Source organism: Psychrobacillus sp. FSL K6-4615, assembly GCF_038008225.1.
GTDB lineage: Bacteria > Bacillota > Bacilli > Bacillales_A > Planococcaceae > Psychrobacillus > Psychrobacillus psychrotolerans.
Genome location: NZ_JBBOYQ010000001.1, coordinates 3,621,315 through 3,633,066, shown reverse-complemented (window position 1 = coordinate 3,633,066; position 11,752 = coordinate 3,621,315). Strand labels below are relative to the sequence as shown.

The 11,752-nt window shown below is 37.3% G+C and carries 11 protein-coding genes and 2 riboswitches; of the genes, 8 read left to right on the top strand and 3 right to left on the bottom strand.

The features are described 5' to 3' along the window. Positions 1–2: 2 nt before the first annotated feature. Entirely contained in the window at positions 3–1,217 is a 1,215-nt protein-coding gene (mtnW, locus tag MKX53_RS18395) for a 2,3-diketo-5-methylthiopentyl-1-phosphate enolase (protein WP_340913110.1), read from the bottom strand. A gap of 104 nt (positions 1,218–1,321) precedes the next feature. Next, positions 1,322–1,426: riboswitch (SAM riboswitch) on the bottom strand. Between the two features lie 157 nt (positions 1,427–1,583). Further along, positions 1,584–1,740: riboswitch (SAM riboswitch) on the top strand. A gap of 75 nt (positions 1,741–1,815) precedes the next feature. Here mtnW and mtnK point away from each other — a divergent pair. The 7 genes from mtnK (at position 1,816) to MKX53_RS18360 (ending at position 10,101) form a co-directional block, all read left to right on the top strand. Next, the gene (mtnK, locus tag MKX53_RS18390) at positions 1,816–3,003 is read left to right on the top strand and encodes an S-methyl-5-thioribose kinase (RefSeq protein ID WP_340913108.1); all 1,188 of its coding nucleotides are present in this window, start codon (positions 1,816–1,818) and stop codon (positions 3,001–3,003) included. Next, positions 3,003–4,073: an S-methyl-5-thioribose-1-phosphate isomerase gene (gene mtnA / locus MKX53_RS18385; RefSeq protein ID WP_340913105.1), complete on the top strand. Its 1,071-nt coding sequence runs from the start codon at positions 3,003–3,005 to the stop codon at positions 4,071–4,073. Before mtnK ends, mtnA begins: the two co-directional genes overlap by 1 nt. Further along, entirely contained in the window at positions 4,060–5,148 is a 1,089-nt protein-coding gene (locus tag MKX53_RS18380) for a sugar ABC transporter substrate-binding protein (RefSeq protein ID WP_340913103.1), read from the top strand. The genes mtnA and MKX53_RS18380 overlap by 14 nt, the downstream gene beginning before the upstream one ends. Before the next feature lie 60 nt (positions 5,149–5,208). Then, entirely contained in the window at positions 5,209–6,714 is a 1,506-nt protein-coding gene (locus MKX53_RS18375) for a sugar ABC transporter ATP-binding protein (protein ID WP_340913101.1), read from the top strand. Further along, complete coding sequence (locus tag MKX53_RS18370; RefSeq protein ID WP_340913100.1) at positions 6,689–7,708, top strand: ABC transporter permease; 1,020 nt, start codon at positions 6,689–6,691, stop codon at positions 7,706–7,708. Before MKX53_RS18375 ends, MKX53_RS18370 begins: the two co-directional genes overlap by 26 nt. A gap of 158 nt (positions 7,709–7,866) precedes the next feature. Continuing rightward, positions 7,867–9,033 carry a TraB/GumN family protein gene (locus MKX53_RS18365; protein ID WP_340764199.1) on the top strand — a complete coding sequence of 389 codons (1,167 nt, stop codon included), beginning with the start codon at positions 7,867–7,869 and terminating at the stop codon, positions 9,031–9,033. A gap of 84 nt (positions 9,034–9,117) precedes the next feature. Continuing rightward, positions 9,118–10,101, top strand: coding sequence for an EAL domain-containing protein (locus tag MKX53_RS18360; RefSeq protein WP_340913099.1), 984 nt, complete (start codon positions 9,118–9,120; stop codon positions 10,099–10,101). A 65-nt stretch (positions 10,102–10,166) separates the two neighbouring features. On the opposite strand, the gene tatA is transcribed toward MKX53_RS18360, so the two are convergent. Together tatA and tatC are read right to left on the bottom strand one after the other, a co-directional pair. Further along, positions 10,167–10,370 carry a twin-arginine translocase TatA/TatE family subunit gene (tatA, locus tag MKX53_RS18355; RefSeq protein WP_093537949.1) on the bottom strand — a complete coding sequence of 68 codons (204 nt, stop codon included), beginning with the start codon at positions 10,368–10,370 and terminating at the stop codon, positions 10,167–10,169. A 58-nt stretch (positions 10,371–10,428) separates the two neighbouring features. Next, positions 10,429–11,184 (bottom strand): twin-arginine translocase subunit TatC, encoded by a 756-nt coding sequence (gene tatC, locus MKX53_RS18350; protein WP_340764195.1) that lies wholly within the window; start codon positions 11,182–11,184, stop codon positions 10,429–10,431. Positions 11,185–11,456: 272 nt separating this feature from the next. Between tatC and MKX53_RS18345 the strand changes: the two genes are divergently transcribed. Then, on the top strand, positions 11,457–11,618 hold the full coding sequence (locus MKX53_RS18345; protein ID WP_340913096.1) for a hypothetical protein: 162 nt from the start codon (positions 11,457–11,459) through the stop codon (positions 11,616–11,618). The last annotated feature ends 134 nt before the right edge of the window (positions 11,619–11,752 follow it).

The window sequence follows — 11,752 nt, the reverse complement described above, 5'->3', positions numbered from 1 at the left end:
TATCACCTCCATAATTCAAGTGCTGTGTTTAATTCACTCTGGGTTTTAGCTGCTTCTTCTAATGGAATACCTTCCAAAACAGCCGATACTGCCTGTCTAAAAGCCAAACCTCCTCCGGTTGCACCGGCCGGATGACCGTGTACTCCACCCCCGGCATTAATGATGCTGTCGATTCCATAGTCATTCATTAACAGTGGTACTAGACCAGGGTGAATGCCTGCAGAAGGCACCGGAAAGCTTTGTTTTACTTCACTAGGCTTTGTTAGTTCTTTCCCTAAAGAAAGAGCTACAGATTTTTCAAGTGCAACACTGCCATAAGGAGAAGGGAATAATGAAAAATCTGCTCCTGCATAGCGGGTAAGTTTACCAAGAACAAGTGCCGTGGAAACTCCATAAAATCCTGAGGACGTGAATGCTCCGCTATAAGCCGGATGAGCCATGAGTGGTAATTGAATCTCTTCGTCCTCTGCTAACTCCTGAAGAACGTCTAAACCGTATGCATGAACATTAAATAAGAGTGCATCTGCTCCAAGTTCCCGTGCTTTTTTGGCCTTGTCCTTTAGTTTGAATGTACGTCCCGACAAATTTACTGCGTATAGAGTACGATGACCAGTTTCTTCATAGACTTGTCTTAATACCTCTCGACCAGTAGTGATACGTGTTTCAAAAGAAGTGAGTGGATTGTCAAATAGGATTTCGTCATCTTTTACAAGGTCAACTCCACCAAGTGCTTGTTGCTTCAGTTGTTGCGCTAGGTACTCGATATCTCTTCCAATGACACCTTTGAAGATACTCATGATGAGTGGACGTTCATAAACTCCCAATCTTTCTCGGATACCTTGAATGCCGAAGCGAGGGCCAGGGAAATGGGATAATATATTTGTGTCAAATTCTAAATCCAATAATTTTACTTCTCCATCCAGAGATAGTTTGCCGAAAACGGTAGTTAAAATTGCTGGTATATCTGCTGAAAAATTTGCGGCAGGATAGAATACTTTAATTTCTCCTTTAATTCTTTCCGGATGAATGGGGTGAAGAATATTTTCAAATTCAGTAACCGATCGTACAGTTCCTTTATGTTTTTTTAGCTGTTCCTGTTCTAAAAAAGCTAAATTGGTCCAAGAACCAATAGTCAATCCAAGAGCAATATCATCCGCTTTTTTTTCAAAAGAACCAGACTTTCCGTATAGTTGATAGTGCGCAGTAATTCCACTCATTTTTTCACTCCTAATATTAGAAAAGCGTAAGTGTCTAGGCGCTAGAGCTAGACAGATAATATAAAAAACCTCTTCAAATAAGAAGAGGTTAATAGCTTAACAACTTCTTATCTCTCAGCCATTTGACTGCAAGAATTAGCACCGTGTTCATAATTGAATCGGTTGCCGGGTATCATAGGGCTTGTCCCTCCACCTGCTCTAAATAAGAAAAAATATTCAGTTTGTATTTAATAAATTATATTGATTATTCCATGCATTAAAAATTCTGTCAACAAGAAATTGAAAAATTATCATTATTCAAAATTGTATTGACATAGCTTTTTCTAATATGCTAGGATTCTAAACAAACATCATAGTTGTACCGCACTCTTATCAAGAGCAGGCAGAGGGATAATGGCCCGATGACGCCCAGCAACCGACCGTAATACCGTTGTGAGACGGGGCGCTTTATGCGCCGGAATGTAAAATTCCGTAAGGCACGGTGCTAATTCCATCAGAAAGTTTACTTTCTGAGAGATAAGAGGTTCAGAATCTCTTATTCTAAGCCTCTTTCTTTTGGAAAGAGGTTTTTTATTTTGTAAATGAGAGGACGATCATAATGGCGGTAGTAGCAATGAAAGAATATGAATCATTAACTAAAGAAACGGTAATTTCACTGGTGATAGAGTTATCATTATTTTCTAGCGAAGCTCCATTAGTTTGCGAAGAGATTGGTGATGGAAATCTAAATTATGTATTCCGTGTAACAGATGGATCCGGTGAGAAAGGCATTATTATTAAACAGGCCTTACCCTATGCAAAGGTCATCGGGGAGAGCTGGCCACTTACTTTGAAAAGGGCAAAGATCGAAGCTAGTGCATTACAAAAACATGGAGAATACGCAGTTGGATTAGTCCCAAAAGTCTATGCAACTGATGAAAGCTTAGCAATCACAATCATGGAAGATCTGTCTCATCTTGAAATAGTTCGTGAGGGCTTGATAAAAGGAAAGTCCTATCCTAAATTATCAACCGATATTGGCGAATATCTAGCCTTAACACTTTTCAATACTTCTGACTTTGTACTCCACCCCTTTGAAAAAAAGTCACTTGTTGTAGAATTTTCTAACCCCGAGCTATGTAAGATCACAGAAGACTTAATCTTTACAGATCCTTTTTTTGATCATGAAACAAATGACTTTGAACCAGCATTACAAGCAGAAGTGGAAGCTATTTGGAATAACAACTTGTTGAAATTGGAAGTAGCCAAGCTAAAAAGAAGTTTTTTGACGGAAGCCGAAGCTTTGTTACATGGGGATCTTCATACCGGAAGTATATTTGCGAGTGAAGCGGAAACGAAAGTAATTGACCCGGAATTTGCATTTTACGGCCCAATTGGATTTGATATTGGCTTATTTTTGGGGAACTTAATAGTTCAATCCTTTACGCGTCAAGATGACCAACGGGATGCTATACATACCCATATACAGAATACATGGAACACATTTTGCGCTAAATTTTCAGAGTGTTGGAAAAAAGGAGAGTCCGATTTATATAAAAGTATAGAAGGCTATGAGGCATTTGTGCTAGAAAAAATATTCCATGATTCCGTAGGGTTTGCAGGCTGTGAGCTAATTCGTAGAACGATTGGACTAGCACATGTGAAAGACTTAGATAGTATTGAAAACCATGAGCAACGAATTTTAACCAAAAAACAAACGCTTAAAGCTGGAGAAAGACTAATAGTGAGTCGTCATGAAATAAACTCAATAGATGCTGTAATTGAGCTGTTAGGAGAAATTCAATAATGAATGTTCCATTATCGATTAAGTGGGAAGGTAAGCGGTTAATAATTCTAGATCAACAGAAACTTCCCCATGAAATTATCTATATAACACTAGAAAATATGAAAGAAGTTCACGATGCAATTATTACTCTGAAAGTTCGTGGAGCTCCAGCCATTGGAATTACGGCAGCGTATGGATTAGCTATTGAGGCGCAGAGTTATCAAACAAATTCAATGATAGATTTTCTAGAATACTTAAAAAGAGATGCAGCATACTTGGGTGAATCTCGACCTACTGCTGTCAACTTGGTTTGGGCACTTGACCGTTTGATGAAAGCAGCGAGTCCAATAGATAGTGTTTCGGATGCAAAGCAGATTCTAATTGAAGAAGCAAAAATAATTCACAAGGAAGATGAGGAGTCCTGTCAAAGTATCGGCGAGTTTGCACTCTCTCTACTTGAAGATAAAACGAAGGTAATGACGATTTGTAATGCTGGTTCTATAGCCACCGCTAAGTATGGTACTGCTTTAGCTCCTTTTCATCTAGGGAAGGAACGTGGAAAAGAATTTGAAGTGTTTGCATGTGAAACTCGACCTGTCTTTCAGGGCGCCCGTCTAACAGCATGGGAACTGCAACAATCAGGTGTCGATGTGACGCTCATAACAGATAGTATGGCTGCACATACGATAGGCGCAAAGGGAATTGAAGCAATTATCGTTGGAGCAGATCGGATAGCAAAAAATGGAGACACAGCAAACAAAATAGGAACCCTAAACTTAGCAATTCTTGCATCTGTATTTGGAATTCCATTTTATGTGGCTGCACCGTCCTCTACATTCGATTTGTCCATAAATAATGGAGAAGAAATTCCAATAGAGGAAAGGAAAGTAGAGGAAATTATTAATATTAACGGCAAAGCTATTACCCCATTAAACACAAAAGTATTTAACCCTGCTTTTGATGTGACACCAGCTAAATATATCACTGCCATAATTACAGAAATAGGTATTATTTATCCAAACTATCTTAAAAATATTTCAACTCAAATAGTCGATTCAATTGAAAAGGAGAAGGATTATGAAAACAAATAAGTACTGGTTAATATTTACGATTTTAGTAATAGCGGTTTTACTCGCTGCATGTCAGCCAAAAGCTGAAGGAGAAACAACTAAGTCATCTAGCTCTAACGGTGATGCCAAGGCTAAAGAAAATCCGTTAGCCGGCAAGAAAGTTGCATTAGTTATGCAACAAAATTTAGGGACATTTTCAGCTCAATATATTGAAGGGGTAAAGGAGCAAGTAGAGAATTTTGGTGGAACAGTAACGGTGTTTACTTCTGAAGGAGATTTATCTAAAATGGCGTCCAATTTGGATGCCGCTGTGAATCAAGGAGTTGACGGTATTTTAATAGATCATGGCACAAAAGAATCACTGAACCAAGGAGTTGAGAATGCGGTTGCAAAGGGAATTCCGGTTGTCGCATTTGATGCGGGAGTAGAAGTTGAGGGAGTAACCTCTTTAGAACAAGGCGATGAAAAAATGGCTCAAATGACGCTAGAAAAACTAGCGGAAGATTCAAATGGGAAAGCCAATATCGTGAAAATATGGGTAGCGGGTTTTGCTCCAATGGAAAGACGACAAGTAGCATATGAGGATTTTCTAGGAGAGAATCCAGGGATAAAAGAAATTGCCACATTCGGTGCAGCAACGCAAAATACAGCTTTAGATACCCAGTCACAAATGGAAGCGGTATTAAAGCAGTATCCCAACAAAGGTGAAATCACCGCTGTTTGGGCTGCTTGGGACGAGTTTGCCAAAGGTGCAGTTCGGGCGATAGAGCAAGCGGGACGTACAGATATTAAGGTATATAGTATCGATATGAGTGATGAAGATTTACAGATGATTCAAAATGAGAATAGTCCCTGGGTTGCCTCGGCAGCAGTGGATCCTAAGGATATCGGCCGTATTCAAGTTCGTTATTTATATCAAAAAATAAGCGGAGGCAATGTAGAAGAAAAAGTAGTATTAGAACCAGTTTTTGTAGAAGCATCTAAATTGCCGAAAGAAACTGTAACAACTAATGAACTCAGTGATCATATTGAAGGTTGGGGAGCAAGTGATCAAGGTTACACAGATGAATTAAAAGGATTAGAGGAAAACAGATAACTTAAAAGAATTTAAGCTGTCCTGTTTAATGGGACAGCTTTTTTCAGAAAGGAGCAATCGATGCTGAATCCTTTTCTTTCCATGAAGGCTATAGATAAATCATTTGGAAATGTAAATGCTCTGAAAAATGCTGAATTTGAACTTAAAAAAGGCGAGGTTCACGCTTTACTTGGGGTAAATGGCGCAGGGAAAAGCACGCTTATGAAAGTACTCTCTGGTGTGTATGAGCAAGATGTGGGAGAAATTTTGTTAGAAGGAGAAAGAATACGTATACGTTCGCCTAAAGTCGCAAAGGATTTTGGAATTTATTGTGTATATCAAGAGGTAGATACTGCCATCGTTGCGGAACTCTCGGTTGCAGAGAATATATTGCTGGATAAGATTGTTGCTGGTTCTAATATGTTCATCTCCAAAAAGAAACTGAATAGGGAAGCACGGAATGCCCTGAAGCAGTTACAGGTAGTCAATATTTCAGTAGAAATACCTGCATTTATGCTCTCTCTAGCAGAAAAACAGTTGGTATTGATAGCGCGAGCACTTGTAAGTTCTGCAAAGGTTATTATCTTCGATGAACCGACGGCACCTCTATCCCTAAATGAATCTACCAAGTTATTTTCAGTCATTAAAAAGCTAAAAGCGACAGGAGTAGGGTGCATATTCATATCACATCGACTACCAGAAGTATTTGAGATTTGCGATCGGATGACCGTTATGGCAGAAGGTACGTTAGTTGGGACCTATAATACTTCTGAGACTAACCAAGAAGAGATTGTTGAAGCTATGCTAGGAACTTCTTATAGCAAAGATTTTCCTGCTCGTAAACATGTATTAGGAAATACATTACTTCGTGTTAAAAATATATCAAGAGGAGAAAAGGTAAGGGATATTTCTTTTCAAGTGTCTGAAGGAGAAATTGTTGGGATTGTCGGTCTTGTAGGGGCGGGGAAAACAGAGTTAGCTAAAACGTTATTCGGATATTCTCCATATACAGAAGGAAGTATGGAAATCCTAGGAAACACCTTAAAAATAAAGCATCCCAAAGACGCGATAAAAGCCGGTCTAGTTCTTATTCCAGAAGAAAGACGAAAAGAAGGGCTATTTGTTCAAGAATCATTACGAACCAATGCGTCTTTTCCTAATTTACAAAATTTTTCTCGTCTCTTATTTATGGATAAAAAGAAAGAAAAGTCCTTTGCAAAAGAGATTATTAAACGATTACAAATTAAAACAAGTAGTACTGAGACACCACTTTTGTATTTGAGCGGAGGAAATCAGCAAAAGGTTGCTATCGGCAAATGGACTTCGCTTGATTCCTCTCTTTATTTGTTCGACGAGCCAACAAAAGGCGTCGATATTGGTGCAAAAACTGATATTTATAGAATGATTCGTGAGTTTGCTGAAAAAGGGAAGGGTTGTCTTTACTTTTCAAGTGAGATTCATGAAGTTCTAGGAATTTCTGATCGCATTTTAGTTATGTATGATGGTCATATCGTGAAGGAACTATCACGGAAAGAAGCGACCCAGGAAAGGATTTTGCTTTATGCAAGCGGCGGTAAAGAGGAATAAGTTGCAAGAACGAGGTACAAATTTTTTGTTTAAGTTTGGAGCTATTGCGTTACTTATTTGTATTATTATTTATTTTAGTTCAATAAGCGATGCCTTTTTTACATATACAAATTTCACAGATATTCTGCGATCTATTTCAATCGTTACCCTATTAGCATTGGGAGTGACCTTCACACTTGTAGTAGGAGGTTTTGATTTAAGTGTAGGTTCAACTATGTCGCTATCTACAGTTGTGACAGCCTCTCTGATGGTTTGGTACGAGATGCCTCTATGGCTTGTATTGATTGTACCTATTGTAGTTGGAGTATTAGTGGGTTTGTTGAATAGTTTCCTTATTGTAATTATAGGTATACCTGATTTGCTAGCAACATTAAGTACGATGTATATCGTTGCGGGCTTCCATCGAACTTATACAGAAGGTTATTCTATTTACAATAATATGCCCCTTACTTCGGGTGGAACTGCTCCAGGGCAATTCTCAGAGGCATTTCTTTGGATTGGTCAAGGTAGATTACTTGGTTTACCTGTACCTGTTTGGATTATGTTAATACTCGTTGTAGTAGCTTATATTGTTCTCAATCATACACGGTGGGGTCGTATTTTATATATGACAGGTGGTAATGAGGAAGCGGCAATATTGTCAGGAGTGAACACACGCAAAGTGAAGTTCATTGCGTACATTATTTCTGGTATTTTTGCTTCATTGGCTGGAGTGTTATTTACTGCAAGGGTCGGGTCGGGTCAAATTGATGCTGGTACCCCACTTTTAATGGAGGCGGTTGCTGCAGTTTTCGTGGGCTATTCTGTATTAGGAATTGGGAAGCCTAATGCGTTAGGCACTTTTTTTGGAGCAGCGGTAATTGGCATCCTACTTAACGGGCTAACAATTTTGAATTTGCCTTACTATGCATTTGATATTATTAAAGGAACAGTATTAGTTTTGGCGCTAGCAGCAACTTACGTTTATGCGAAGAAACGTTTTTCACGGGCTTAGCAAGAAGAAGATCTTCCTAACCAAATAAAGTTTTTTCAAAAAAATTAAAATAAAATGGAATCATCGTTGAAATTTAAGATAATCTACTTCATTATGAAAGGTAGAGAATCTCTAATGTTCTGACTAAGAGATAATACACTAGATGAAGGAAGTAGTTTATGTCCGAGGATAATATTACACGTTTATATGTCAACGATAAAGAAATTATATTAATCGGTACAGCACATGTATCAAGACAGAGTGCGGAACAGGTAAAGGAAGTTATCGATAGAGAACAACCAGATTCTGTTTGTATTGAATTGGATGAGCAAAGATACCAATCTATTATAGATAATAATAAGTGGAGGCAGACGGATATCTTTAAGGTTATTAAGGATAAGAAAGCTACTCTATTATTAATGAACTTGGCGATTTCATCATTCCAAAATCGGATGGCTAAACAGTTTGATATTAAACCTGGCCAAGAAATGATACAAGGTATTGCAAGTGCAAATGAGAACGGGGCTGAGATAGTATTAGCGGACCGTAATATTCAAACTACTTTTTCACGTATATGGCATAATCTTGGTTGGACTGGAAAATCTCAATTACTTACTTCGGTTTTCTTTAGTATTTTCAGTAAGGATACAATATCGGAAGAAGAAATGGAGAATATGAAATCAAAGGATACGTTAAATGCTGTACTAGCTGAGTTTACGGAAACCTTTCCAAAGTTAAAAACACCTTTAATCGATGAGCGTGATCAGTACTTGGCTCAAAAAATTAAGGAAGCACCAGGCAAGAAAATTATAGCCGTTTTAGGGGCTGCACATGTCCCAGGTATTACAAAGGAAATTCATAAGGAGCAAGATTTAGCAAAGCTTTCGGCTATTCCGCCTAAGTCAATTGTTCCTAAAATAATCGGTTGGGCTATTCCAATTCTAATTGTGGCGCTAATAGTGATTACATTCTTTACAAATCCTTCTGCTGGTTTTGACCAAGCACTCAGTTGGATTCTATGGACGGGTTCTATGGCTGCAGTAGGAGCAGCGGTAGCATTAGGACACCCATTGGCAATTCTAGCTGCATTTGTCACAGCACCAGTTACAGCGCTTCATCCTATCTTAGCGTCAGGCTGGTTTTCTGGGCTTGCCCAAGCGTATATCAAACGTCCAACAATTGCCGATTTTGAAAAGTTATCAGAAGATGTCTTTACGATCAAAGGGTTTTGGAGAAACAAAGTTACGAGGGTATTACTTGTTGTTGTATTAACTAACTTATTTGGATCGCTTGGAACCTTTATAGGTGGGGCAGATGTTATACGAGTATTTTTCAAAAATTTCTAAGTAGCTTATCCCTTGTGAAGCAAAGTGCTGAACAGGGGATTTTTTAAGATTCTAAGCTATTAGAACATAAAAGGAGTGTAAAATTTGGAGTGTAATAATTGCCAAGTAAATGAGTTGAAAATTGAGTTCAAGGTAGAAGGAGATTCAAACATTCCCCTACTAGCTGGTGTATTAGAGCATTTGAAACGCCGGGACATTTTAGTAGATGCAAAAGGGAATACGTTTATTGTTAAAGAATCAGATGTGAGAGATTTTATAGACTTCAGCCACGATCATATGGACGCCTCTCAAATTACATACAGAATTTCAAAACAGCCATGGGAGCCTATGGAAAAAATAGATGAAGTATTAGACGTTAAATGGATTGATGAAGTTATCAAAAAACAACTTATGATTTGTCATTATCAACCAATCGTAGATATAGAGGAGCAAGTATTTGCTTATGAATTACTAGCTAGATTTCCAAAGGAAGATGGTTCTATGATTTATCCAAATGAAATATTTTCCGCTGCTAAGATAAGAGGAAGACTATATTCTTTAGATCGAGCATGTCGAATGACCGCAGTAAAACATGCAACAAGTCTTAAAGGAAAGAAAGCATTTATTAACTTTATACCTACCTCAATTTATTCACCTGAATTTTGTTTGAAATCTACGACTGCATTAGCAGAAGAATTAGGTATAGATCCAGTTCAACTAGTATTTGAAGTGGTAGAAACGGAAAAAGTAGAAGACATAGAGCATTTAAAAAAAATTCTTGCATTTTATAAAGAAAAAGGTTTTGAATATGCACTAGATGATGTAGGAGAAGGATATAGTACGATGGAAATGCTGGCAGATATAAAACCAAATTATATGAAGTTAGATATGAAATATGTGCAAGGAATTTCCAATGATCTAAATAAACAAGCAGTTGCACAAAAGTTCTTAGAAAAGGCAGTAGAAGTGGGATCGATTCCTCTAGCAGAAGGTATAGAGGAGAGAGAAGATTTTGAATGGCTGAAAGAAACGGGCTATAAGTTATTTCAAGGTTATTATTTTGGAAAACCCGTTGCAGCTCCTATTTAAATACAACTTGATAAAATCAAAAAAACCAACTATTCGAAAGAATAGTTGGTTTTTTCTATAGACACTTATGCTTTCTTTTTAGTGTCCGTATCTTTGTCATCTAACTTAAACTCTTGTGTTACATCATCCACGATGTCTTTTGTGGAATTTTTAAATTCTTTTAATGTTTGACCGACTGCTTTACCTAATTGAGGCAATTTTGATGGTCCGAAGACGATTAAAGCAATTATTAAAATGATGATTAATCCTGGTACTCCAATGTTTGGCATGGAAGTTCCTCCTCTATTATGATGATGTACAAATTTTCAATGGCTAGTGTGTCTCAAACTATTTGTCTAAAATTTGATCCTCAAGCGCTTGTCTCGCAAGTTGTTTTTTATAAGACCAGCTGGAAACAAGGATACTAACTTCAAATAGCAGCAGCAATGGAATAACAATGATGAAATCTGAGATGAAGTCTGGTGGAGTAATGGAAACTCCTACAACAACTAGTACAAAATAAGATATCTTTCTCATTTTTCTCAGTCGATCTGGAGTTATTATACCCAATTTGGTTAAAAAAAGTATAATAACCGGTAATTCAAATACTATGCCTACGGGAATCACTAAGTTAAACATAAAAGTGAAATATTGTTTCATTCCGTATGTCTCTAAAGCACCAATGGAATCATTAATATTCGACATGAAATTCAGCATTAAAGGGAAAAGAATGTAATAACTGAAACTAATCCCGAGTAAAAAAAGAAGGAATGACACAGGGATAAAATAGCCTGTCCCTTTTGCCTCGTTCTCATTTAAGCCTGGTCTTACGAATAACCATATCTGATGTAATGCAATTGGTAGAGTAATTAAGATGGCTAGTATTAGTGCGCATTTTACGTAGATCATTAAGCCATCTGTATAACCGAAGACATTCCACTCCACATTCATAGCAGTTGGTTGCTGTTTTAAAAACGTAAGCGTTTTTGGAGCTAACCAAAACCCTAAGGCAAGTGAGAGGATAAATGTCGATGTAACAATGATAAGTCTTTTTCTAAGTTCTGTTAAATGTTCAACAAGCGTCAGTTGTTGTTCTTGGTTCATTTCTGATACCACCCCATTTTCTCAAATAAAGTGAAGCTTGTTAATATACTACTCGCAGCACCTGTCTGCAATCCATTATACCCAGTAAGTGTTCTTTTGTACCATCCCACATTATACTCTTTCAGATCAAATTGTAAATAAAAGACCACTTATTGTCACTAATAAAACAAGTATTAAGAAATTAATTACCTTTTTTCAAAAACTAGTTAGTTAGAATCAGATTGCTAATGAAAGGAGAATATAAATAACTGAAGTACAATAGAGAAGAATTAATGTTGTTAAACCAAATGCTCTTTGCAAATGGTGGCCAATTTTGGACTGTTCCTCCATTATATACTTTTCACTGGTTGGCATTGTTAGGTTCTGGAGTTGGTTTAAGTATTATTGTTTTATGTTTGTCAGAGACAAAGTATATTCACTTCATCATAGCATAACTAATCCTCCATCTTGTCTACTGTTGTATATAACAACAAGGTGGAGGATTAGTTAAATATATTCATTAATCATTACGAGGCTACTTTTTTAAATGTAGCCTCGTTTTTGTGATTACACTGTTATCCCATATGTA

Excerpts from the sequence above, each read along its gene's own strand:
- MKX53_RS18365 (WP_340764199.1), top strand. The coding sequence starts at position 7,867 with ATGTCCGAGGATAATATTACACGTTTATATGTCAACGATAAAGAAATT.
- MKX53_RS18375 (WP_340913101.1), top strand. The coding sequence starts at position 5,209 with ATGCTGAATCCTTTTCTTTCCATGAAGGCTATAGATAAATCATTTGGA.
- mtnW (WP_340913110.1), bottom strand. The coding sequence starts at position 1,217 with ATGAGTGGAATTACTGCGCACTATCAACTATACGGAAAGTCTGGTTCT.
- MKX53_RS18370 (WP_340913100.1), top strand. The coding sequence starts at position 6,689 with ATGCAAGCGGCGGTAAAGAGGAATAAGTTGCAAGAACGAGGTACAAAT.
- MKX53_RS18345 (WP_340913096.1), top strand. The coding sequence starts at position 11,457 with ATGTTGTTAAACCAAATGCTCTTTGCAAATGGTGGCCAATTTTGGACT.
- tatC (WP_340764195.1), bottom strand. The coding sequence starts at position 11,184 with ATGAACCAAGAACAACAACTGACGCTTGTTGAACATTTAACAGAACTT.
- mtnK (WP_340913108.1), top strand. The coding sequence starts at position 1,816 with ATGGCGGTAGTAGCAATGAAAGAATATGAATCATTAACTAAAGAAACG.
- tatA (WP_093537949.1), bottom strand. The coding sequence starts at position 10,370 with ATGCCAAACATTGGAGTACCAGGATTAATCATCATTTTAATAATTGCT.
- MKX53_RS18380 (WP_340913103.1), top strand. The coding sequence starts at position 4,060 with ATGAAAACAAATAAGTACTGGTTAATATTTACGATTTTAGTAATAGCG.
- mtnA (WP_340913105.1), top strand. The coding sequence starts at position 3,003 with ATGAATGTTCCATTATCGATTAAGTGGGAAGGTAAGCGGTTAATAATT.